Below are 23721 nucleotides of genomic sequence, written 5' to 3' on the forward strand. Positions count from 1 at the left end.
TGGTTTGGGTATTTAACTATTAATAACGAAGCTCAAGATAACCCCTATATTCTCCCTAATTACTATTACTAATGAAGCTCAAAATATCCCTTATATTCTCCCTAATTGGCCACTAATGAACTACATTTAAAATAGCGGTTAAATACGCTTGTTCTTATGGCTAAATATCATTACTCTTACTGTTTTATAATCTGCATCTCTCGGAGTGGTACCTACGTGGCAAAACAGCTTAAATTGCTAATATTGAATGCAAGTAATGATGAGCGCCAGACTATTCGTGCCACGTTAGAGAGGCTTAATGTGTTTGAGTTCATTGAAGCATCAGACAGCCAAGACGCCCTAAAAATATTAAAAAATCAAAGCGTAAATATAATCATAACTGGCTTAGATGTAGGTAAAATTGATGGTTGGCGGTTTTCCCGTATGATCCGCTCTGGATTACTAAAAACGCCTAAAAATACGCCTATTTTACTTATTCCGCCTATTTATTGTGAACGTATCGCCGAGACTACTGCACGAAGTTATGGCATAGATGCGGTACTGCCTTTTGAACGCCAAGATATTCTGCCGCAAATACTCGCAAATGTGTTGTCGAGCCATTTAGAAAAAAGTAGTCGCTTAAACCTGTTGTTATTAGAACCCTTTGCCAGCAGGGCAAATGATATGAGTGAGCAATTAAAACTTAACTTTGCTATCACCCATGTCACAACTGAAAAAGCGGCGCTAAGTGCTTATAATCAGCAGCCTTTTGCTATCGTGCTATTGGATGCCACAGCGGCACAAGCAGAAAGCTCAAATCAATTAGTCGAAAAAATTCTGCAGCATAACCCTCAGCAAGCCATTGTTACTATTATTGACAAAAACGATGCCGATTACGCCGAGCAGTTATTACTTTCAGGCGTTACCGACTTTATTCGCGCCCCTTACGACCCCTCATTTTTAAATAAAGTCTGTGACCACGCAGCTCGTCGTGAAGACTTTATGGTCAGCTATGCTGAGTTTGCCAATAAAGTGCAGCAATTAAGTATTAGTGAAGTAAAGTATCGCGACCTGTTTTCAGCACATCAACATATTTTATTGCACCTAAATACCGTGGTGCTTGAGCTAGACCAGCAAGGCAATATTCGCTTTATAAACCCTGCATGGGAGTCTTTGAGTGGTTTTGGGGTTAAATCGACCTTGAAACAACCATTAACTGCATTTTGTACCAAAGAGTATAAACAGTCGTTACAATCCACTATTGATGACATTTTACAAGGTGGCGCAAATAAACAAAAAATAGAAGTTAAACTGCAACAAAAAAATGGCAATTCGGTGTGGGTTGAATGCCGCCTCCAGCTAATAAAAAATAGCAGTAATAACGCGACCATTACCGCAACACTCGATAATATTCATGAACGTAAGCAAGCTGAGCTTCAATTACGCCATTTAGCATTGCATGACACGTTAACCGGCCTACATAATCGTTATTACTTTGACCAACAACTTAACTATATTTGCCAAAGCGAAAATACCTATGCAAATATTGAGCATGCGCTTATTTATATCGATCTTGATCACTTTAAAATAATCAACGACAGTAAAGGCCACCAACAAGGCGATATTGTTTTAAAAGAAGTGGCACAACTGTTTATTGCCAATATTAGTAATGAGCACCTGATCTGCCGAGTGGGTGGCGATGAGTTTGCGGTGATCCTTAAAAACACCAATTTATTAGATGCACATTTAATTGCAGAGGGGATTTGTAGTGCCATTGAGGGCAACCAATTTAAGTCAGAAGATCAAGTGTATTCAATTAGCTGCTCTATTGGCTTAACACAAATTACTGCTGATAATTGCGACCCAAATGAATGTTTAAAGCAATCAGATATTGCGTTATATATTGCTAAAAATTTAGGCCGTAACTTAGTACATTGTTATTTAAAACAAGATGGTGAAAACAATGCGCTGCAAACGGGCTTAGAATGGGGTCATGGTGTACGCCAAGCTCTACAACAAGACAGTATAGAACTTCATTATCAACCCATTTGGGATTTTAAAACTAATCAGGTTGCTTACTTTGAAGTACTACTGAGATTAAAGCTCGACGACGAACTTATTTACCCAAATCAATTTATTCCCTCATTGGAAATGCTTAACGACACCTTTTTAATGGATCAATGTGTTATTCGTAACAGTATTGCGAGTGCTGCTGCGCACCCAGAGCTTCTTCAGGTTGCAATAAATTTATCGGCACAATCATTTTTAGATGAGCGTTTACTGCCGTTAATAGAGTCGAGCCTCGAAAAATATCAAGTGCCTCCGTCAAAAATTATTTTTGAAATAACCGAATCGGCTAGCATTAATAATTTGGCTGCCACTCGTAAAATGATTGAACGGTTAAATAATTTAGGCTGCCACTTTTCGATTGATGACTTTGGTACCGGATTTAGTACCTTTAATTATCTTAAACAATTACCAGCCCAACATGTAAAAATTGACGGCTCATTTGTCCGCGATATGCTTAACGACTCCATTGATTTAGCACTAGTAAAAGCTATAAATGACATCAGTCGGTCACTAGATAAGCGCTCTGTGGCTGAATATGTGGAAACCGCTGAAGTATTTTTTGCACTCAAAGAAATAGGCGTAGACTACGGGCAAGGCTATTTTATTGCTCGCCCTGTCCCTATCGACAAGGTACTGATTGAATTAGAAAAAATAAAGAACAACCCTATTTTTTATCAAGATACCCTCACATCACTATAAACATTAATAAACAAATTTAAGCAATTTATTACTACCAAAATTGCCCATCTAACCTATACTTTGTTTATCGGCAGCACAATGTCATGAAAATTAAGTGATCACCTTGATTTTACATGACATCTTTATTTCTTATCGTCTAGATGTCTATACTCTTAAAGATGGACATTTGGTCATAAGGAGGATGTTTATGACGCAACTAATCACGTTATTATTGTTTATACACTTTGCTATTGCGCTTCAATGTTACAAGTATGCTCAGATTAAAGGCTACCCTGTAAAAACCTTTACAATGCTTGGACTGGTGCCTTACTTCAATATTGTTGTGTGGGTTTACTTATTGTTTTTACCGCCTCTAGAGAGCCACCATGGCCAGCACAAGCAGCCACTTTAATTCCCTGTGTTATTGAGCGTATTATCTCTAATACGCTTTTTTTTACGTTACTTAAAATCAACACTGCACTGCTTTTTCAAAAAGACCTCTAATTGTTGGCTAAACAATTTAAAGTCACGAATGCGCCCTGTTGTTTTCCGCCACAATACACCAATATCGCGATAGGCATCGCCTTGCGATGGCGTAGCTAGCATGTTTTTGTTTTCTAAAATACCCGCATTAATCGCCATTTGCGGCAAAAACGTCACGCCAAGTTTATACTCAACCATACTCAATAAAGTGTGTAAGCTAGCCGCCTCAAAGGGATTTATACAGCTAGAGCGATTTAAATGGCACGCACTGAGTGCATGCCCTGTCATACAGTGTTCTCGCTCAAGTAAAAATACACTGGCTTCTGGTAGTAAATTAAAGTCTTCAATGCCTTTAGCTGGTGTGTAGTCTTTATGGTGCACTAAACTAAAGTGATCTTGCGCTAATACTTGGGTATGAAATTTATCGGTTTCGTAGGGCAGCGCTAATAATGCTAAATCAATTTGACCATGCTCTAACTTATCAAGTAACTTATCGCTGGTGTCTTCAATCAATACCAACTCTAAATCTACAAATGTTTGCTGACAAAAGTGATACAAAGGCGCTGCAATAAAGCTCGCAATCGTAGGAATAACACCTACCGCTAATGTACCACTAAGTGGTGTTAAAAAGCTTTTAGTTAACTCTTTTAAACTAATAGTATCGTTGATTATTTTTCTTGAACGCTCAACCACCTCTTCACCAATAGTGGTAAACATTAGGCTGCGATTTTCTCGCTCTATAAGCTGACATCCTAAAGTTTCCTCTAGGTTTTGAATCGCAGTACTCAGCGTTGATTGACCAATAAAACAGGCACTTGCTGCTCGGCCAAAATGTTGATGTTGATGTACAGCTAATAAATACTGCAGCTGTTTAATACTAGGGAGATTGGTCATTTTTCTTTCCACAAATAAAAAGACCCCAACACCAAGGGCATTGAGATCTTTTCAAGCTAAAAGTCTTTTAAGTACTTTTTATTAAACCCCAAAGGCGGTTCTTAGTACGTAGAAAATAACAATAGCAAGGGCAGCACCAACTGGCAATGTAATTACCCAAGAAACTACAATATTTCTTATTACACCCATGTTAAGTGCGGCAATTCCACGTGCCATACCTACACCCAACACAGCGCCTACTAAGGTTTGTGTGGTTGAAATAGGTAAGCCTGTGCCCGATGCAATAACAACGGTAGAGGCAGCAGCTAATTCAGCAGCAAAACCACGGCTTGGTGTTAAATGAGTAATACCTTCACCAATGGTTTTAATTACTTTTTTACCTAAAATAGCAAGACCGGCAACAATACCTAAACCACCTAGTGGTAATATCCACCAAGCAATAGCGGCTTTCTTCGCAATTTCACCATTGTTTTCAACAATGTTTACAACAGCAGCTAGAGGCCCAATTGCATTAGCAACATCGTTAGAACCATGAGCGAATGCCATACAACAAGCTGTTAGTACCATAAGTACCGCAAATACTTTTTCTACATTGTTAAACTGCATTTCTCTATCCGCTTTAGGATCGATATTTAAACGAGAAATAGCAATTTTACCAATAACAGCAACCAGTACCGCTATACCAATAGAAATAGCAAAACCTTCAACGGTACCTAAATTAATACCAATGTGCTTTAAGCCTTTTTTAATGGTCACAAGTGCCATGATAAAGCCAGCTAAACCCATGTATATTGGTACAAAGCGCTTTGCATTTTTAAGTGGAGCGTCGGTGTCAAAAATCAGCTTTTGCGCACTCATAAATATTAAGTAAGCTATAAAACCTGATATCGCTGGCGTTACAACCCAGCTACCTACAATACCGGCAACTTTACCCCATTGAATAGCCTCTGTGCCTACTGCAACTAGAGCAAAACCAATAATAGCGCCAATGATTGAATGAGTAGTCGATACCGGCCAACCTAAAAATGAGGCCATTAATAACCAACTGCCTGCGGCGAATAAAGAGGCGATCATACCTAAAACCATCAGCTCAGGAATATCGGCAAATGGTGCAGCATCAATAATCCCTTTACGAATTGTTGATGTTACTTCACCACCCGCTAAATAAGCACCTGCGAACTCAAAAATCATCGCGATAAAAATCGCTTGTTTAATGGTAAGTGCTTTTGAACCTACTGATGTACCCATCGCGTTGGCAACGTCGTTTGCGCCAATACCATAAGCCATAAAAAAGCCGACTGCTGCGGCAATTAAAATTAATACCGTGCCGTAAGATGCAATGATATCCATTGTGTAACCTTAATCTTTCGTGTTTGAACTGATTTTAAATTAACGAGCTAACATCAGCTCAAGACGTGATCCTACGCGCTCTGCAATATCTGCAAGCTCGCCAACCCATTCAATGATTTTGTATAAAAACATCACATCAACTGGATTTAGCTCACTTTCTACTTTACGTAGTTGGCGGCGTATTCTAATTTGCATTTCATCCGTGTCTTGTTCTATGGCATCCAATTCTACGAGCATTTTTTCAACCAGAGTTACTTCTCTGCCTTTAAAGCCCGTTTCTAACAATTCTTCTAACTCATTGATCGCTTTAGATGCTTGTTTAGTTGCATCAACACAACGAGTTACGTATGCCAAAAAGTCTTCTTGAATCTCTTTTGGTATGATCATCTCACGACCAATTACACGCCCAGCAATGTCTTTTGCCTTGTTAGCAATTTTGTCTTGTTGGGTTACTAATTCGAGCAGATCTGTACGCTCTACCGGCATAAATAATCCGCCAGGTAATTGTAAACGTATAGTTCTTTTCATTTCATCAGCTTCACGTTCTATATTACGAATGGTTAAACGTAGCTCTTCTGCTTGTTGCCACTCTTCTTTAAAAACATGATTAAAAAAAGGTATCAAACTTTCGCTAGCTTGATGAGCCTTTCTGATGTGTTCTTCTATTGGCTTTATAGGTGATTTTGCAAAAACACCTAAAAAATTTGTTGGCATAACTGACCCTTTAATCAATTCAATATGCTGTTCAACCTGAATTTTACAGCATTAAGCTAGATTGTGAACGCTTTTTCTTATTCAATTATTTACAAAAAATAAAAAAGGCAGTGTATTACTGCCTTTGATATTTTTTAGTTATTCGTATCACTACAGTGATTTTTCAATATCTTCTTGAGATGTATGACGAATATCCTTGCCGTTTACAAAATAAATGACATATTCAGCGATATTTTGACAACGATCACCGATACGCTCTAATGAGCGAACAGACCATACTAAATCCATAATTTTTGGAATTGAGCGCGGATCTTCCATCATGTAGGTCATTATTTGACGAGTAATTGCTTCATACTCTCTATCTACTTTAGCATCCTCTTTGTGCACTTCAAATGCGCGTTGCACATCCATACGTGCAAACGCATCTAAAACGTCATGCAACATTTTAGATACTTGGCGACCCATATTTTCAATGTTTACTAATAAATCTTGTTGATCCTTAGTAAATGAGTCTAGTGCAACTTTAGCAATTCGCTTAGCTTCATCGCCAATTCTTTCTAAATCGGCAATGGTTTTTGCTATTGCAATAACCAAACGTAAATCACTGGCTGCTGGTTGGCGCTTAGCAATAATACGGGTGCAATCTTCATCAATACTGACTTCCATTGCATTAACCTTGTAGTCGTTTTCACGTACTTTTTGTGCCAATACCGCATCGTTTTGGCTTACTGCATCAAGCGCGCTATTAAGTTGTTGCTCAACCAATCCACCCATGCTTAATACATGGTTACGAACATCTTCTAGCTCTTGATTAAAACGACCAGAAATATGTTTATTAATGTTGTGTTCCATAATGACCTTCTTTAATAATTCATTGCTTTCGCGTTTTAACCCGACTAGCCGTAACGACCAGTAATATAATCTTCTGTTTTTTTCTTCGTAGGCGTCGTAAATAAGGTATTAGTATCAGAATACTCAATCAGCTCCCCCATATACATAAACGCTGTTTGATCAGAAACACGAGCCGCTTGTTGCATGTTGTGAGTAACAATAACCACGGTAAACTTATTCTTTAAATCATTAATTAGCTCTTCGATTACTAAGGTTGAAATCGGATCGAGTGCTGATGTTGGTTCATCAAGTAGTAATACCTCAGGCTCGATCGCAATAGAGCGGGCAATAACTAAACGTTGCTGCTGACCACCCGATAAACCAAATGCGCTATCGTGCAGTCGGTCTTTTACTTCATCCCAAAGAGCCGCACCACGTAGCGATTGCTCTACCACTTCATCTAGCTTACGCTTTTCTTTAATGCCTTGCAGGCGAAGACCATAAACCACATTCTCATAAATTGATTTTGGAAATGGATTTGGACGCTGAAACACCATGCCGACATTACGACGAAGGGCTGCAACATCAACGCTTTTATCGTAAATATTTTGTCCATGCAGCATGATTTCGCCTTCAATACGACAAATATCAACCAAGTCGTTCATGCGGTTAATACAACGTAATAAGGTTGATTTACCACAACCTGACGGGCCGATAAATGCCGTTACTTGGCCTTTAGGAATATTCATATTTACTTTACTCAGTGCTTGTTTATCACCGTAGTAAAGGTCGAGATCTTTAATTTCTAGCGCTTTTTGTTCGTCTGTTAAATTATTTAAATCTAACTTCAAGCTTGGCTTTGCTTGGTTTACTTTTGGAGCGACTGTAATCATGTTTGTTACCTATACTAAATTAATGCTCAAGCGATCTGAATTTTTCACGTAAATGGTTACGTATACCAATGGCTGTGATGTTAAGGGTAATAATAACCGACACTAACAAAAAGGCCGTTGCATATACCAGCGGACGCGCCGCTTCAACGTTCGGACTTTGAAAGCCAACATCGTAAATATGAAAACCTAAGTGCATGAACTTTCTGTCTAAATGTATATATGGGAAGTTACCATCAAGCGGTAACGTTGGCGCCATTTTTACCACACCCACCAGCATAAGCGGTGCAACTTCACCCGCAGCACGAGCAACCGCTAAAATTAACCCCGTCATAATTGCAGGGCTGGCCATAGGAATAATGATTCGCCATAGCGTTTCTACCTTAGTCGCACCCAGTGCTAATGAACCATCACGCACTGTACTAGGAATACGAGATAAACCTTCTTCGGTTGACACTATTACCACAGGCAACGTTAATATAGCCAAGGTAAGTGCCGACCACATCACACCAGGTGTACCAAATACAGGGGTAGGCGATGACTCAGGATAAAATAATTGGTCAACACTACCACCAACCATATAAACAAAGAAGCCTAAGCCAAATACGCCGTATACAATAGACGGAACACCCGCCAAGTTAATAACCGCAATACGGATCATTTTAGTAATTGCGTTTTTAGCCGCATATTCATGTAAGTAAATAGCAGCAACCACGCCAAATGGCGTTACAATCACAGCCATTAACATCACCATAAATACCGTACCAAAAATAGCAGGAAATACGCCACCTTCGGTATTGGCTTCACGTGGGTCATCTGAAACAAACTTACCTAACTGCACAAAGTAATGACCTAGTTTAGCAAAAAAGCCCATATCGTTTGGAAACCATACATCCAACACTTGATATAGCGGGATTGTAACAACCTCACCACGCATATCCTTTACGGTTACTTGGTCACGTTTAGCCTGTTTACGCAGTGCGAATAACTCTTTTTCTAATTCGCCATATTTCGTACGTAAATCAGCACGCGCTTGAGCAAGTTCAGCAACACGTTCGTCGGTTAGCTCGTTATCAAGCAAGTAGGCTTTTTCCTGTAAACGTAAACGCTCTAGCTCATAGTTAATATGCCCTATGTCGCCATTTTGTAAATCAAGCGCTTCGTCGTTTAAGTCAACCGCACGCTCTACAAGGTCATGTAAGGTTTCAACTTTATCTGCTGTTACCGTCTGACCGTCTTTAATGACGCTTTCTACATACCCGTAAAAATTACCGTTTTTGCTGCGCTCAAACACCGCAAGTGCTTTAGGCGCTGAGCTTTGTTTGATATCGGTTTCGAGTATCCAGCGAAAATCTAAATCAACATACTCACGGTTACCCGTTTTAATTAGTAAACGCTCAACCTCGTCTTTTTCAAATTTAGAAACATCAATACCGGTTGCCGCTAAACGCGACTTCGGTACTAATTCACGGTCATAAATTTCACCAATAACGGTTTGCTTAGCAATTGAACCTTCAAGCTCATACTGCATAACTTGAGATGGCCAAAAAAAGCTTAGTCCCTTCCATGCAATCATGGCGAGTAAACCAATTACTGAAATTAAACTGATGCTGACAGCACCACCGGTCATCCAAATCCAAGGAGAACCAGACCTAAACCACTGCTTTACCATGTCGTGTTTCTCCACTTACATTGAGCTGTATTTTTCACGCAGCTGCTGACGAACAAACTCAGCAACTGTGTTGAAAATAAAGGTGAATATGAATAATACAAAGGCGGCTAAGAATAGAATTCGGTAATGCGAACTCCCTACTTCCGACTCAGGCATTTCGACGGCGATATTAGCGGCTAAGGTACGCATGCCTTGGAAAATACTCCAATCCATAATTGGGGTATTACCGGTAGCCATAAGTACAATCATAGTCTCGCCTACGGCACGGCCTAATCCCATCATTACTGCAGAAAAAATACCTGGGCTGGCGGTTAATAACACCACACGAATTAGGGTTTGCCACTGCGTAGCACCTAATGCTAACGAGCCATTTGATAAATGTTTAGGCACACTAAATACCGCATCTTCGGCAATTGAGAAAATAGTTGGAATAACCGCAAAGCCCATCGCGATACCCACTACTAATGAATTACGCTGATCGAAGGTCATGCCTAATTCATTAGTTAGGTATTGACGCACATTGCCATCAAACATCCATAACTCAATACTTTCGCTCATCGCAAACGACAACCAACCAATAAATAACACCACTGGTATTAATAAAATTGAATGTGAGCCTTCAGGGATTTTATGGCGAATAACCGCAGGTAATTTATTCCAGCCTAAAGCGGTTGCTAAAATACCCAATGGCAGTAACACCAGTAAACCAACAATAGCCGGCAAGTGCTCTTCAATTAAAGGCGCTAACCACAAGCCAGCTAAAAAGCCGAGTATTACCGTAGGCAGAGCTTCCATTATTTCAACCGTTGGCTTTACCACACGGCGCAATTCGCTCGACATAAAATAAGCAGTATAAATAGCGGCTGAAATAGCAATAGGTACAGCAAATAACATTGCGTACATAGCAGCTTTTAAAGTACCAAATGAAATTGGCACTAGTGAAAACTTCGATTCAAAATCATCACTGGCAGAAGTAGATTGCCAAATATAACCCGGCTCAGGATAGCCTTCGTACCACACCTCTTGCCAAAGCGCTGACCACGTTACTTCTGGATGCTCGTTATGAATTTCTAAAACCGTCAGCTTGTTATCAGCTAAAATTAGCGCCGCATTTGAACGCGGAGCGATGGCAAACTGCTCAATTGCACCGTCACTGACTTTACCTTGCCATAACTTTGCTTCGCTGGTTGTGTAATAAAGCCCTAATTCACCATTTTGACCTGTTGTAAAAAAGGTACGACGATAAAACTCAGTAAAAATATTCAGCTTGCTTTGTTTGGTAGTTTCAAACGAACGGATTTTTTGAAATTCACGCCCTGAGTCTGTATTGATTTCAAACCACTGGGATATTTCACCGTTATCATTGGCCAACATCAGTGAGTTTGCACCAGCCAATAGTTGTGATGACACTATATTCGCGTTTTCTTCATTGGCAGATAATAATTGAATTTGCTCAACTTCACTTGGGTAGCGGGTATCGAATACGTAAATTTGATTGGCAGAACGAACAAATGTGCGGGTGGTATCTGGCGACATTAATAGCTCATCTACGCGACCATCAACGTTAAGCTCGGTGCGCTCTACTTGCCATTCAACTTCACCGGTAAACATATTTTCTTCGGCTACAAAGCTACTAAATACCACACGTTTATCGGCAGTAAGTGCCACAACGGCTGTTTTGTCTTCATAATGGCTAAAGGCAAAACGCTTAATAGCGGCACCTTGCTCATCAACTTCGAGTGCCATTTCACCCAGTGGATAACCTAAACGCGGAGTTAGCTTACGCTCATTATTAGGGAAGGTGACTAAAAACTTAGGCGCTACAATTGTCACTGTGCCATTTTCTAAACCATACGCATAATGCCCTTGAAAGGGAGCACTATTTGCAAAACTGGTTACCTGCGCGGGTAAAGTAGCATTAAGTGTTTTTAGTTTTTTACCAAACTTTGCTTTATCAACACTGTAGAAGTTAACTTGACCTTGATCATCAAGTAAATAAGCAACCTCAGTTTGCTCCTCAACACCAAGCCCAACTATTTGCTCAGCATTAGCAACATTAAAGCTAGCGCGTTTTTCAACTTTAGCTGACTCGAAAATAGGCTGCACTACATAAAGAAGGTAAAAGAAGATCAATAGCAGTGCTATTAATACCATTATACCGCCTGCGGTTATGCCAAACTTAGCAAACCGGTCTTTAAATAGACGGCTTCGATCCGTATTAAAAGTCGGTTTATTCGGATTTGAAGTCATCAAAACACCCTTATATCTTAACGTTGGGCGCATTATATTTCATCAAAGTGACAGTAATGTTACAGTCGTAATAATTCTTTACTTATATAGAGTCTGTTTGTCTTTGCAGATTAAACTTTCAGCTTTATGAGTGGATTTTAAGTAAAATCACGATTTTAAATAAGATTAAAGTATTGTTTGTAGTAGTGATTGTATTTATTTATACGTTCTTAATGAACTAAATCAATTATTAATTGGACAAACTATTTATCCAAGACAATACTCTATGGGCATCTAATATAACAACAACAAAGTAACCTCTTAAGATGTAACAATCCTTTTGTGGTTAGCTTTTACATACATTTAGAATCACATACATTAGATAGCATCACTTAATGCCTATGCATTTATTTTTTCATTTGGGCTTAAAAAGAGAACTATTATGAAGCAGTTGGTAATAACTATTTTAGGGGAAGATCGCCCCGGTTTAGTAGAAAGTATTTCATCGGTTATATTAGAAAACCATGGCAATTGGTTAAGCAGTAATTTGAGTCACTTACTCGGGCACTTTGCAGGCATTATACAGGTTGAAGTGGCTGAAGAGCATTTACAGACATTTCAAAATGCGCTCAATGGGCTTCCTAAGTTAGATGTTCGCATTGAAAAGGGCAACACTGAAATTGAGCCTGTAGAGCTTGAGCAACTTAATTTTGTGATCACCGGTAACGATCGCCCTGGTATAGTGCAAGAGCTAGCAAGTGTTATTCGCCATAAAGGCGCGAACATTACAAACTTAAACTCTAGGCAGCAAAGTGCGCCAAACTGGGGAGTGCCTATATTTAGTGCTGTTGCCACCGTGAGCCTGCCTAACGGATTGAATAAAGAAGAAGTTATTAATGCACTTGAGTCAATTACGAGTGACTTAGTGGTTGATGTAGAGCAAAGTTAAATCAGCTTTATTATCATGAACACGAAAAAGGCGCTAATTATAGCGCCTTTTTTATGCATAACACCCAGTGCTACATGTCTGCATGACGATTAATACTTTGCATCATCTGCTTCAAACCTTGCTCTTCGAGCTGTAAGATCTCCCCTAGCTTTTCTTGAGCCTCTGGTGACTGCGCTTTATCTGCCAAATAACTGTATGCATTTAATACTTTTTGATGCTGCTGAGATAAATACTCTTGAATCGCTAGTTCATCTAGCTCATTACTGCGGTCTAAATCAGTAAAGCTGATGATTTCTGAGTGCTCTGAAAAATATTCATAGCAGTATGTATCTAAAGTATTTATTTCAGTGATTGCTTTAAAGCCAATTAAATCCTCAGCGAGTTTTTTTTCATACTCAACACAATAATCGATTAACTGTTTGTTATGCTCTCCAAGTAAATCCCTTACGCTAAAAAAATTAGCCGCCATTTGTGTATGAAACTGAACGGTCCAATCGAACACTTCTTGAATTGTTTTAACTTGCATGTGCGTTCCTTACTTTTTAAAACCTATTGATTAAATAGATGCGTGAATCATGCCAATAAGAAATGCAATAAAATCAGTAGATAAAGAAAGGATTGCCTAACTTGTACTGATATTTTCAGTACAAGTTACACAATCAGTGTAAATATTATAGGTTGCGCTTTCGCCACAATAAATACACAGCAGGCAATACCAGCAATGTTAAAACAATGGCGCTAAACATACCGCCAACCATGGGGGCGGCTATTCGGCTCATTACTTCACTACCCGTGCCTGTGCCATAAAGCACCGGTAATAAGCCAATCACTATGGTTGCCACTGTCATCATTATCGGACGAACACGTAAGCCGGCACCTTCTAGTATCGCCTGTTTAAGCTGCTCTATACTCAAGCTTTTACCCATTTTAGAAACTGCCTCTACCTGCGCTTTATAGGCTTGGTTTAAATACACCAACATTATAACGCCTATTTCTACGGCCACCCCAGCAAGGGCAATAAAGCCGACCCCCACAGCAACAGAGAAGTTAAAGCCTTCTAAGTACATTAGCCAGATACCGCCTATCATCGCCAGTGGTAAAGTCGCCATAATAATAAATACCTCAGTGAAACTTCTAAAGTTAAGGTAAAGTAGCACTACAATAATGGCTAAGGTAAGCGGTAACACATAACTCAGTTTGGCTTTGGCACGCTCCATGTATTCGTATTGCCCTGCCCAAGTTATAGAATACCCTGCGGGTAAAATTAGCTGCTCGTTTAGCAACTGCTGGGCATTTGCTACATAGCTGCCAATATCGGTATCTTTAATATCAATAAAGCTCCAACCATTTAAACGGGCATTTTCACTTTTTATCCCAGGAGGGCCATCACTAATAAATACATCCGCCACATCAGCAAGTGCGATACGTTGACCCGTTGGAGTAACAATAGGTAAAAGCATCAGTTCTTCAGGGGAGTCACGGTACGCTTGCGGATAACGAAGATTTACAGGGTAGCGCTCTTGACCCTCAACCGTTTCAGTCACGTTCATGCCACCAATTGCGGTTGCGACTACTTGTTGCACATCAGCAATATTTAAACTGTAGCGCGCTGCTTTTTCACGGTTAATATCTACCTTAATATAACGTCCACCCGCTACACGCTCTGAGTAAACAGACGCCGTACCGGGAAGATCTTTAAGTAACACCTCTATTTGTTGACCTATTTTTTGAATTTCATTCAAATTAGGGCCCGCGACTTTTATACCCACAGGGGTTTTAATCCCTGTAGCCAGCATATCTATCCGCGTTTTAATTGGCATTACCCAAGCGTTAGTTAGCCCAGGAAATTTAACTAAAGTATCCAGCTCTTGTTTGAGCTTTTCAGTGGTCATGCCTTCGCGCCACTGATCCTTAGGCTTAAACTGTATAAAGGTTTCAATCATGGTCAGTGGTGCCGGATCGGTTGCCGTTTCCGCTCGTCCAATTTTACCAAATACGGTTTTTACCTCGGGCACAGTGGCAATCAATTTATCGGTTTGCTGCAATAGCTCGCGCGCCTTACCTATTGAAATTCCTGGGTAAGTAGTCGGCATATACATTAGATCACCTTCATCAAGAGGTGGAATAAACTCACTGCCTATTTTATTTACCGGATAAAAGCCCATTAAAGTGATAACTAGCGCAATCAGCAAGGTGCTTTTTGGAAATTTTAATACTAGATTTAACAGCGGCTTATAACTATTTACCAGTAAACGGTTAACTGGGTTTTTATTTTCAGATATCACCTTACCCCGAATGAAATAACCCATCAGTACGGGTACTAAGGTAATTGCTAATCCAGCAGAAGCTGCCATTGCATAGGTTTTTGTATACGCTAATGGCGCAAACATTCGTCCTTCCTGAGCTTCTAAAATAAATACCGGCATAAAACTCACTGTAATTATTAATAAGCTAAAAAATAACGCAGGCCCAACTTCACTGGCAGAGTCAATCACCACTTGCCAACGGTTTTCATCTGTTAGTGGCTGTTTCTCCATGTGCTTGTGCATATTTTCAATCATCACAATCGCACCATCGGTCATAGCACCAATCGCTATAGCAATCCCGCCTAATGACATGATATTGGCGTTAATACCCTGCCAGTACATAATAATAAAAGCGGTGAGTATGCCTAACGGTAAGGTAATAATAGCCACCAGCGATGAGCGTACATGGAATAAAAACACCACACACACTAAAGCCACTACAATAAGCTCTTCCATTAATTTAGAGGTGAGGTTATCAACTGCGTCTTTTATTAAATGAGAGCGGTCGTACACAGGTACAATTTCAACCCCCTCTGGTAGCCCTTTTTTAAGTGACTCTAATTTAGCTTTAACGAGCTCTATGGTTTTTTGCGCGTTTTCACCAAAACGCATAACCACTACGCCACCTGCCACCTCGCCTTCGCCGTTAAGCTCGGCAACACCGCGGCGCATTTGCGGACCTAAACGCACATTAGCAACATCACGTAACTGTAGTGCAGTACCGTTAGCGTTTATACCTAAAGGAATGGCTTCTAAATCAGCAACACTTTTTACGTAGCCAGTACTGGTTACCATGTATTCAGCTTCTGCCATCTCAACTACCGATGCACCCATTTCTTGATTGCCTTGCTTAATGGCAGTTTGAATAAGGCTTAGCGGAATACCATAAGCACGAAGCTTATCGGGCTGAACGTTTACTTGGTATTGTTTGACCATGCCGCCTACCGATGCCACTTCGGACACACCGGGTACAGTTTGCAGTTCAAATTTTAAAAACCAATCTTGTAAACTGCGTAATTGGCTGATGTCATGCTTACCGGTGGTATCAGTGAGTGCATATAAATACACCCAGCCAACGCCGGTGGCATCGGGGCCAAGCTCTGCAATTGCCGTACTAGGCAAACGGGCAGATACTTGACTTAGATATTCCTGAACACGACTTCGTGCCCAGTATAAATCAGTGTCTTCGTCAAAAATAACGTACACGTAGGAGTCGCCAAAGAAAGAAAAACCGCGTACTGTTTGCGCCCCAGGTACCGATAGCATTGCCGTGGTAATCGGGAATGTAACCTGATCTTGCACTACTTGCGGCGCTTGCCCAGGATAAGATGTTTTAACAATAACCTGTACATCTGATAAATCGGGTAAGGCATCTACAGGCGTATTTTTTACAGAATACAAGCCACCACCAATCAGTATTGCGGTCAGTAATAAAACAAAAAAACGGTTAACAACAGACCAGCGAATAATTGCAGTAATCATAACCACTCCTACTCATGTTGACTGTGCGAAGCATGCACAGGCGTTATTGTATGAATCACAAACTCACCTTGCTCAATGCTAAAGGTAAAAGTAACTTCATCATTAGGCTTGAGCATCTCAGTCATTACATTTTTTGCTAGCATAAAGTCCATTGTTGCAGGTCCTCGGCCCCACTTTTCAATTGCCTCACGGCTGATATTCACAATTCGATTATTAGCATCAATACTATTAATTACTCCATTTACAGTTGCCGTATCTGGGTTGGCATCACTCATTTGCATACTGTTATGCGAAACTGCTTGCATACGTTTAAAGTCAGAGTTTTTACTCGACTCTGAATCAATTAAAAACTGTGCTGAAGTAACCACTTCATCGTCTGCCATAACACCTGATAAAATTTCGGTATTAGCCGCATCACTTCGCCCTAAAGTTACCTCGACCGATTTAAAACGACCTTCCCCAAGTGCAACTACAACACGGTTTTGGCTACCAGTGCGAATAACAGCTTCTTTAGGTACGATTAACTGTTTTTCAGCTACTTGACTATGAATACTGACTTGAGCAAACATATTAGGCTTTAACTGATGGCCTTGGTTATCAAAGCGCAAACGTACTCTTAAAGTACGATTTTTAGCATCTAAGGTAGGGTAAATATAATCCACTTGCCCTTGCCAGCGTTGGCCACTTAAATAATCGAGTGTCATGGTTACAGGCAAGCCAACACGAATAAGTTCTGCTTGGCGCTCAAATACCTCAGCCTCAACCCATACTTCATCAAGCTGAGCAATACTCATCATTGAGGTATCAGGTTTAACATAAAATCCTTCACGAATATTAAGCTCATCAACAACGCCGCCTTGGCGAGAATAAAAAGTAATGTTTTGTAGCACTTGCTGACTTTTTTGTAAGCGTGAAATAAAACCCTCAGACACATTAAGCGATTTTAAACGTGCTTTAGCCGCCCGAATTAACACCGGATTATTGCGCTTTAACGCTAAAACAAACTCTTCTTGGGCATTGACTAATTGCGGTGAATACAAGGTATAAAGTGGCTCATCTTGTTTAACCTGATCACCCGCGGCTTTAACGTATAAGGTTTCGACCCATCCCTCTACGCGCGGATGAATATGAATTAGCTGGTCTTGGTTGTATTGCACATAACCTACCGTGTTAACTTCATTTTCAAGTGCAGCAAACGCAACAGGGGCGGTACGCACACCTAAATTATTAATCACTGTGGGTGAAATTTGAATACTGCCAGGCCCTTCATTTGCGCCACTGTCTGACTCTTCGTAAACAGGCACTAAATCCATGCCCATGGGCGATAAACCAGGTTCATCTCGGCGATAATTACTGTCCATAGGTGCCACCCAATAAAGCGGCTCTTTTTTACTACTGGCTTTACTGTCAGTTGGCATAGAGTGCTCACTAGGTAAGCTTAATAATACCCCCGTAGTTAATGCCGCACTACATATAGCCACCAGTAATAATTTTAAATTAGTATTCATAGCTCGGCTCCTGCTGTGGTGTGTTTTTTAAGCTGGTATCATCAGCACTGGCGTAATAATTTAACCTTGCAATAATTATCTTTTGATCAACATGAATGTTTAGGGCGTCTATCTTGGCATTTAATTGACTAATACGCGCTTGCATCACATCTGAGAAATTACCATCATCGCGAGTGTAGGCATTTAGGGTCGCTTGAGCTTGCTCAGCCATTTGCGGCAGCAGCTTGGCTTGATAAAGCTCGGCGCGCTGATGAAGCCGCGCTAACTGGCTAACTTCCTTAAAGTACATCCCTTGTAGCTTTTTAAGGGCTATTAATTTTTGTGTTTTAGCTTCTTCGCTATCAGCAATGGCAGCATTTACTAGTTGGTCTTGGCGGTTATCGGTAAACAGCGGTAAATCAATACTTATACCCACAGAGAAAAGGTCTGCTCGCGAGCCACCCATTGGCATGTCATCACGATAACCGTACCCCATATTAACGCCAATTTGCGGTTTATAGCCTTGCTCAGCCACACTAATTTGAGTTTGCTTTGCCACTATTGCATTATCCATTGCCATAATTGCAGGGTGCTTTAATAGCATGGTCATTAATTGCTGATACTCTAACTCGGTGTAGTTTTTTAATGCTGTAAGCTCTGAAAAGCCATCACTGACAGGCAGGCTCAGCATAGCGATAGGCAACCATTGTGTTAGCCGCTTTTTAGCACCTTGTAGCTGCTGCTCCAGTTGCATTAATTTATCTTCAAGGCGGGTTAACTCTAATTGCGCTCGAATAATATCTTGTTGGCGTGTTTTGCCCACCGAGCTTACATAGCTTGATTCTGTAATATCAATGAGCTGAGTAAACAAAGCTTTATCTTGCTCAATTAGTGCAATGCTTCGTTGCGCTCTATAAGCATTGAGCCATGACTCAGTAACTATGGTTTTTACTTGCGCGAGTCTATCTTTGCGCAGCCAAGGCTCTGCTGCAGCTGACTGAGAAAGAGCCTTTTGTTGAAGTGCTAGGCTATCGCCTCGGCTCAGTGATTGGCTAATTCCCACCTTAAATTGGGTCATATTTTCTTGATCAAAAGCAAAACCATTAGTTGGTAGGTTCATTAACCCTAATGTAAGCACTGGATCAGGTAAGGTTCCTGCGGCAATACTTTTTGCTTCAATTGATGATTGTTTTTGCTTGCTAGCTTTAAGCCAGGGCTCATGGTTTAAGGCATAGTTAATTGCCTCATTTAAACCTAGTTCAGCACTGTGTACAGAGACACTAATACTCAACAAGCTACTTATACACACGGATTTTAATACTGCGAAGTGATTCATCACTTGCTCCACTTAAATTTAAAAATAACGAATGAAAACGATTAAATTTATAAGCAGATAGATGACAATAAGCTAAATAACTAAATTTTAAATACACCTACCCTGCGATTATGCAGGCATAGGAGGACGGTAAAGAGAACGTGCAAAGTTAACTTGATGCTGTATTACAGCATGTTGCACTTTTTCAGAGGGTAATTTGGAGGCTATAAATAGTGAGTTTACATGCAAGGCTGAATGCGAACTACAAGCACTCATCGGGCAACTGCAATCTTGGGTTAACGTGCTTTGCTCACTACAGCAATCCATAGACATGGTTGTTGTATCAGCATCGTCACTCATTGCCATCTTACTATGCTGCATCGATGCATGGGTTGCCATGTTCGTATGCGGCATATCACATACCATAGATACAGACGCAACGGCTTGACCCACAAAAGTGAGTAACAAAGTTAGCGTGAGTAAAATACAGTAAATACGTTGCAATGAATTAACCTAAAAATAAATAGACGTTTAAAGTTTATGGGAACTGTGTTTAAAACTCAATAATTAACTGGTTTTTACTACTGGCTTTATGAAGCTACTGGCCGCAATGGCGAACAAGCAATAGCCGGTAAAATACCAAAAACCAGTACCAAACTCAGCATGCATATTAAGTAAATCTTCTGAGTTCGCGTTTGCATTACCAGCCATGTAAGCCACTATTAATGCAATAACAAACACATCCACCATACTCCATTTACTTAAACCGATAATCACCTTACCAAGATTGTGCTTAAACGAAGTCTCCTTCAGCACACAATACAACAATTGAAGCAGCAGCTTAATTGTTGGGATCACCATTGAAAAAAACGCCACTAATATCGCCACTAAGTAGTTTTTGTTATCGGCCAGTTCGTTAACGGTGCCCCAAATACTGCGCGTTTTTTGATAAGCGCTGATCTCGCCTTCAAGTTTATCTAACCCCAACATACTCGAGATCATCATTAGCATATTACGGGTGTTTTGATTCCCTTCATCTGCCAACATTTCAATGCCCGCCTCAGCAAGTTTAGACTTATCAATTTTACCTTCCATACTCAGTACTGGCTGGGTCACCCCGGGAATTAATAAAGCTAAGGCAATTAAAATAGTGGTAATAGGTAAAAATAAACGCATGGTGTAATACTAAGTAAAATCAATATGTGCCAATCATACCCAAACGTTTTGCGTTAGTCTTGCTCAATAATAGTGGCCAATAGTTCATCCGCATACTGGCGTGCATCCAACATGGCGCTAAATACGGTCTCAATATTCGAGGCTGGGCGAATAGTTTCTAACAACTTTTTAGCCAATTGCCAATTATCTTCCTCTACCGCTTTTATTAAATGTAAAGAATTACCCATCATGCCTTCAAAACTTAATAGTGCACCGGATAACTCAGCCCCTAAACTAAACTCTTTAGCAATAGCTTCCAGCTCCATATCTAAAATAGCATCAAGCACCGACATTAAGCCGACTAAATAACCTTGTTCTGCAATGACTTTTCCGCCTGGTTCTAAAATTATTTGCATGAACTGCGCTCGACATAAGCCTAAACGAGTAAGTTCACTGGGCTTGTCTGAGCCAAGTTCGCTTAGCGCCAATACTCGTACAAACTTTCTAATAGAATCTTCCCCTAAATACACAACCGCCTGAGGAATAGACGTTATCACTAAATTTTTATTAGCAGAGCGAGCATTCACTAGTTTTAGGACGCGTGCAGTCAAACCGACATCTTTAGAAATGCGTTGATTAATTTCATTAAAGTCTAAATCTGTGCGGGATGTGCAACGCAGTAAGTCTAAAACAGCCATTTTTAGAGGTTCGATACTGTTGTAACTTAACATTTCTGGATGTGCAAAAAAGAACCCTTGAAAGTAATCGCATCCAGCCTCTTTAAGCTGCCTAAATTCATCATAGGTTTCAATTCGCTCTACCACTATTTTAATATTAGGAAAATTGCGTTTGAGCTTTTTCAGCAACATGCTGGTTTTTATTACCGGCTCTTCAACTTCAAGCTTAATATAATCAACCAAACTGAGTAATGGTTGCCATTTTTCATGTGAGTCATAATCATCTAGCGCAAATACATATCCTGCTTTTTTTAACTCTGTCACTCTCTCAACAACAAGCTCTATATTTTCAGTACGCTCAACAATTTCAATTACAGTATTCTCAGGCTGTAATAATTTAGGCAAATCCTCTAAAAGCCCCTCGCTCGATAAATTAATAAACGCAGTTTGATTGAGCGCTAGCTTTTCTATGCCAACCAGCATTAGCGCATTAAAAAAAAGTCGCCCAGTGGCTTGCCCGTCAGTTGTTCCTACAGGAAAAGCATTATTAACTGAATCGCGATAGAGCAACTCATAAGCAAAAATACTTTTATCACCGTCAAAAATTGGTTGCCTAGCAATATATTGAGTAACCAAAATAGATGAATTTTTTACCTCTAGATTATTTGGCATTAACCTTCCTACTTAACAGTGATGTCATCATTATTTTTTATTATTTAACCAGTATAGTGAAACTTTAAAGACTTGCTGCAATTTTAATTAGATTAAAAACAAACAAATAAGACTAAATTTATAACCCTAGAGCAGAATTATTAGTATCCTCATTTTTTATAGGGTTTTTGAGTTTACAACTGCTCTAAGCATACCCAAAGGTTATGGTTATAAGGTATAATGCGATTATTAATTTTTTATAAACTCACAAAAAAGAGTCCCTTATATGAGCATTGAACAAGCCTTAATAGAACGTAGCAGTAACCAATGTGAACTCTGCGCAGCAACAGACGACCTAACTGTTTACGAAGTTCCTCCTGTTACCGAAGCTCATTCAGATAAATGCATCTACACCTGTCAAACATGTAAAGATCAAATTGAAGGCAATAGCGATTTAACCCCGACCCATTGGCATTGCTTAAATGACAGTATGTGGAGTCAAACACCTGCGGTACAAGTTGTTGCTTATCGCATGCTGACTCAGTTAGCAGCTGATAACGGATGGGCACAAGACGCGCTAGATATGATTTACCTTGAAGAAGACACATTAACATGGGCGCAGCAAGCGCTTGCTGAAGATGATGATATTAAACACATTGATAGCAATGGTGTAGTACTACAAGCTGGCGACACCGTCACGTTAATAAAAGATTTAGATGTGAAAGGTAGCAGCTTAACAGCAAAGCGCGGTACAGCCGTGCGCAATATTGGCTTAACCAGCAACCCTGAACATATTGAAGGACGTGTTGATGGACAGCGTATTGTAATTTTAACTAAATACGTAAAAAAATAAGTAATAAATCAAGGCGCCTAGCGCCTTTTTTTATATCTCGACTTTCTTTATTTGCTAGTTAAGCAATGATTAAGCAATTCAACCGTATGCTAGCGACCTTATACCATACTCCATCAAGGAACTCTTATGTTCTCATCGAAGCCAAATTCAATGTTAAAGTCGATTGCAGGCTTGTGTTTTCTAGCAAGTGGCACACTTATGCTGAGCGCATGTAACGATGACGCAGCGCAGCAAAATAGTGCTGTGGCGCAAACAATGACCACCTTACCTGTGCAAGTTAGTTACTTAGATCGCAGCCTAATTGCGCCTAATTCACAGCTAACCGTTACCTTGGTTGATGTGTCAAAAATGGATGTGGCGGCTACGGTTATCTCTGAGCAGGTAATTGATTTAGTAGGCGCACCGCCTTATAAAGTAGAGCTTGAGTATAACCTTGAAAAGATTGACCCAACTCACCGCTATAGCGTGCGTGCAACCATTAATAATCAAGGAAACTTGCTATACACCAGCACAACGAGTAACTCGCCTTTTGCCGATACTAGCTCGTCAGAACCTTTAGAAATTATTGTTTCAAAAGTAGCGCCAAAGCCAGACGTTGACTTAGTAAACACCTATTTCAAAGCCGTTTCAATCGATGGCAACCCAGTTGTAGTGAATACCAAAGAACCATTTATTCAGTTTAATAGTGATAACACCGTACACGGCTTTTTAGGATGTAATAACTTTAATGGCGGTTATGAAGTATCGAAGCAAGCAGTGACTTTTACGCAGTTAGCTACCACGCAAAAAATGTGTCATGACAATATGGAACAAGAAAGCGCGATGGCGGCTGTGCTTCAGGCAGCAACGCAATGGCAAATTAATGGTGAAAAATTAGTATTACAAAATGAGGCAGGCAACCAACTTGCTACCTTTAACGCTGTTTACTTTTGATTAAGAGCGTAACAATACCCCACATCTAAGCAAATAAATAAGCCCAGTTAAACTAGGGTCTGTTGATTTTTCAAGGTTAAATTTGCAGCAGTCTGTTTGGTATTTAGGCAAGGCAGAGCCTAT

Annotated in this window: 19 protein-coding genes; 5 read left to right on the top strand and 14 right to left on the bottom strand. The window is 40.1% G+C overall.

Annotation, left to right across the window (positions count from 1 at the left end; all coding sequences use genetic code 11):
- The first annotated feature begins 216 nt into the window (after nt 1-216).
- Both QMA00_RS07375 and QMA00_RS07380 read left to right on the top strand, forming a co-directional pair.
- Nucleotides 217-2748: an EAL domain-containing protein gene (locus QMA00_RS07375; protein WP_290156663.1), complete on the top strand. Its 2532-nt coding sequence runs from the start codon at nt 217-219 to the stop codon at nt 2746-2748.
- Nucleotides 2749-2935: 187 nt separating this feature from the next.
- Nucleotides 2936-3139 carry a hypothetical protein gene (locus QMA00_RS07380; RefSeq protein ID WP_076921871.1) on the top strand — a complete coding sequence of 68 codons (204 nt, stop codon included), beginning with the start codon at nt 2936-2938 and terminating at the stop codon, nt 3137-3139.
- Nucleotides 3140-3186: 47 nt separating this feature from the next.
- On the opposite strand, the gene QMA00_RS07385 is transcribed toward QMA00_RS07380, so the two are convergent.
- The 7 genes from QMA00_RS07385 to QMA00_RS07415 form a co-directional block, all read right to left on the bottom strand.
- Nucleotides 3187-4104, bottom strand: coding sequence for a hydrogen peroxide-inducible genes activator (locus QMA00_RS07385; RefSeq protein ID WP_076921870.1), 918 nt, complete (start codon nt 4102-4104; stop codon nt 3187-3189).
- A gap of 81 nt (nt 4105-4185) precedes the next feature.
- Nucleotides 4186-5454 (bottom strand): inorganic phosphate transporter, encoded by a 1269-nt coding sequence (locus tag QMA00_RS07390; RefSeq protein WP_055012403.1) that lies wholly within the window; start codon nt 5452-5454, stop codon nt 4186-4188.
- A gap of 39 nt (nt 5455-5493) precedes the next feature.
- Nucleotides 5494-6168: a TIGR00153 family protein gene (locus tag QMA00_RS07395; RefSeq protein WP_010391736.1), complete on the bottom strand. Its 675-nt coding sequence runs from the start codon at nt 6166-6168 to the stop codon at nt 5494-5496.
- Nucleotides 6169-6318: 150 nt separating this feature from the next.
- Nucleotides 6319-7020: a phosphate signaling complex protein PhoU gene (gene phoU / locus QMA00_RS07400; protein WP_010391735.1), complete on the bottom strand. Its 702-nt coding sequence runs from the start codon at nt 7018-7020 to the stop codon at nt 6319-6321.
- 44 nt (nt 7021-7064) lie between these two features.
- Complete coding sequence (gene pstB, locus QMA00_RS07405; RefSeq protein ID WP_008114812.1) at nt 7065-7892, bottom strand: phosphate ABC transporter ATP-binding protein PstB; 828 nt, start codon at nt 7890-7892, stop codon at nt 7065-7067.
- 19 nt (nt 7893-7911) lie between these two features.
- Nucleotides 7912-9561 (bottom strand): phosphate ABC transporter permease PstA, encoded by a 1650-nt coding sequence (gene pstA / locus QMA00_RS07410; protein ID WP_054202637.1) that lies wholly within the window; start codon nt 9559-9561, stop codon nt 7912-7914.
- A 15-nt stretch (nt 9562-9576) separates the two neighbouring features.
- A complete protein-coding gene (locus tag QMA00_RS07415; RefSeq protein WP_076921869.1) occupies nt 9577-11811 on the bottom strand; it encodes an ABC transporter permease subunit in 2235 nt (744 codons plus the stop codon).
- 421 nt (nt 11812-12232) lie between these two features.
- On the opposite strand from QMA00_RS07415, the gene QMA00_RS07420 reads away from it, so the two are divergent.
- The gene (locus tag QMA00_RS07420) at nt 12233-12739 is read left to right on the top strand and encodes an ACT domain-containing protein (protein ID WP_010391731.1); all 507 of its coding nucleotides are present in this window, start codon (nt 12233-12235) and stop codon (nt 12737-12739) included.
- 70 nt (nt 12740-12809) lie between these two features.
- On the opposite strand, the gene QMA00_RS07425 is transcribed toward QMA00_RS07420, so the two are convergent.
- The 7 genes from QMA00_RS07425 to QMA00_RS07455 all read right to left on the bottom strand — a co-directional run bounded on the left by QMA00_RS07425 (nt 12810) and on the right by QMA00_RS07455 (nt 21833).
- Entirely contained in the window at nt 12810-13265 is a 456-nt protein-coding gene (locus QMA00_RS07425; RefSeq protein WP_010391728.1) for a hypothetical protein, read from the bottom strand.
- A gap of 145 nt (nt 13266-13410) precedes the next feature.
- On the bottom strand, nt 13411-16527 hold the full coding sequence (locus QMA00_RS07430) for an efflux RND transporter permease subunit (RefSeq protein WP_076921868.1): 3117 nt from the start codon (nt 16525-16527) through the stop codon (nt 13411-13413).
- Between the two features lie 8 nt (nt 16528-16535).
- Nucleotides 16536-18035: an efflux RND transporter periplasmic adaptor subunit gene (locus QMA00_RS07435; RefSeq protein WP_076921867.1), complete on the bottom strand. Its 1500-nt coding sequence runs from the start codon at nt 18033-18035 to the stop codon at nt 16536-16538.
- Complete coding sequence (locus QMA00_RS07440) at nt 18025-19350, bottom strand: TolC family protein (RefSeq protein WP_076921866.1); 1326 nt, start codon at nt 19348-19350, stop codon at nt 18025-18027. The genes QMA00_RS07435 and QMA00_RS07440 overlap by 11 nt, the downstream gene beginning before the upstream one ends.
- A gap of 108 nt (nt 19351-19458) precedes the next feature.
- Complete coding sequence (locus QMA00_RS07445; protein ID WP_075169911.1) at nt 19459-19833, bottom strand: hypothetical protein; 375 nt, start codon at nt 19831-19833, stop codon at nt 19459-19461.
- 63 nt (nt 19834-19896) lie between these two features.
- Nucleotides 19897-20505: a paraquat-inducible protein A gene (locus tag QMA00_RS07450; RefSeq protein WP_010391723.1), complete on the bottom strand. Its 609-nt coding sequence runs from the start codon at nt 20503-20505 to the stop codon at nt 19897-19899.
- 53 nt (nt 20506-20558) lie between these two features.
- Nucleotides 20559-21833 (bottom strand): HDOD domain-containing protein, encoded by a 1275-nt coding sequence (locus QMA00_RS07455; protein ID WP_076921865.1) that lies wholly within the window; start codon nt 21831-21833, stop codon nt 20559-20561.
- Nucleotides 21834-22098: 265 nt separating this feature from the next.
- Between QMA00_RS07455 and QMA00_RS07460 the strand changes: the two genes are divergently transcribed.
- Both QMA00_RS07460 and QMA00_RS07465 read left to right on the top strand, forming a co-directional pair.
- Nucleotides 22099-22665 (top strand): alkylphosphonate utilization protein, encoded by a 567-nt coding sequence (locus tag QMA00_RS07460; RefSeq protein ID WP_076921864.1) that lies wholly within the window; start codon nt 22099-22101, stop codon nt 22663-22665.
- A 126-nt stretch (nt 22666-22791) separates the two neighbouring features.
- A complete protein-coding gene (locus tag QMA00_RS07465; RefSeq protein ID WP_076921863.1) occupies nt 22792-23598 on the top strand; it encodes an META domain-containing protein in 807 nt (268 codons plus the stop codon).
- Nucleotides 23599-23721: the final 123 nt, after the last annotated feature.

The sequence above is a fragment of the Pseudoalteromonas sp. APC 3694 genome, assembly GCF_030407565.1.
Taxonomy (GTDB): Bacteria; Pseudomonadota; Gammaproteobacteria; order Enterobacterales; family Alteromonadaceae; genus Pseudoalteromonas; species Pseudoalteromonas tetraodonis.

What these genes read in the sequence shown, in the direction of transcription:
- QMA00_RS07380 (WP_076921871.1), top strand. Translation starts at nt 2,936, where the DNA reads ATGACGCAACTAATCACGTTATTATTGTTTATACACTTTGCTATTGCG.
- QMA00_RS07385 (WP_076921870.1), bottom strand. Translation starts at nt 4,104, where the DNA reads ATGACCAATCTCCCTAGTATTAAACAGCTGCAGTATTTATTAGCTGTA.
- QMA00_RS07390 (WP_055012403.1), bottom strand. Translation starts at nt 5,454, where the DNA reads ATGGATATCATTGCATCTTACGGCACGGTATTAATTTTAATTGCCGCA.
- QMA00_RS07395 (WP_010391736.1), bottom strand. Translation starts at nt 6,168, where the DNA reads ATGCCAACAAATTTTTTAGGTGTTTTTGCAAAATCACCTATAAAGCCA.
- phoU (WP_010391735.1), bottom strand. Translation starts at nt 7,020, where the DNA reads ATGGAACACAACATTAATAAACATATTTCTGGTCGTTTTAATCAAGAG.
- pstB (WP_008114812.1), bottom strand. Translation starts at nt 7,892, where the DNA reads ATGATTACAGTCGCTCCAAAAGTAAACCAAGCAAAGCCAAGCTTGAAG.
- pstA (WP_054202637.1), bottom strand. Translation starts at nt 9,561, where the DNA reads ATGGTAAAGCAGTGGTTTAGGTCTGGTTCTCCTTGGATTTGGATGACC.
- QMA00_RS07415 (WP_076921869.1), bottom strand. Translation starts at nt 11,811, where the DNA reads ATGACTTCAAATCCGAATAAACCGACTTTTAATACGGATCGAAGCCGT.
- QMA00_RS07420 (WP_010391731.1), top strand. Translation starts at nt 12,233, where the DNA reads ATGAAGCAGTTGGTAATAACTATTTTAGGGGAAGATCGCCCCGGTTTA.
- QMA00_RS07425 (WP_010391728.1), bottom strand. Translation starts at nt 13,265, where the DNA reads ATGCAAGTTAAAACAATTCAAGAAGTGTTCGATTGGACCGTTCAGTTT.
- QMA00_RS07430 (WP_076921868.1), bottom strand. Translation starts at nt 16,527, where the DNA reads ATGATTACTGCAATTATTCGCTGGTCTGTTGTTAACCGTTTTTTTGTT.
- QMA00_RS07435 (WP_076921867.1), bottom strand. Translation starts at nt 18,035, where the DNA reads ATGAATACTAATTTAAAATTATTACTGGTGGCTATATGTAGTGCGGCA.
- QMA00_RS07440 (WP_076921866.1), bottom strand. Translation starts at nt 19,350, where the DNA reads ATGAATCACTTCGCAGTATTAAAATCCGTGTGTATAAGTAGCTTGTTG.
- QMA00_RS07450 (WP_010391723.1), bottom strand. Translation starts at nt 20,505, where the DNA reads ATGCGTTTATTTTTACCTATTACCACTATTTTAATTGCCTTAGCTTTA.
- QMA00_RS07455 (WP_076921865.1), bottom strand. Translation starts at nt 21,833, where the DNA reads ATGCCAAATAATCTAGAGGTAAAAAATTCATCTATTTTGGTTACTCAA.
- QMA00_RS07460 (WP_076921864.1), top strand. Translation starts at nt 22,099, where the DNA reads ATGAGCATTGAACAAGCCTTAATAGAACGTAGCAGTAACCAATGTGAA.
- QMA00_RS07465 (WP_076921863.1), top strand. Translation starts at nt 22,792, where the DNA reads ATGTTCTCATCGAAGCCAAATTCAATGTTAAAGTCGATTGCAGGCTTG.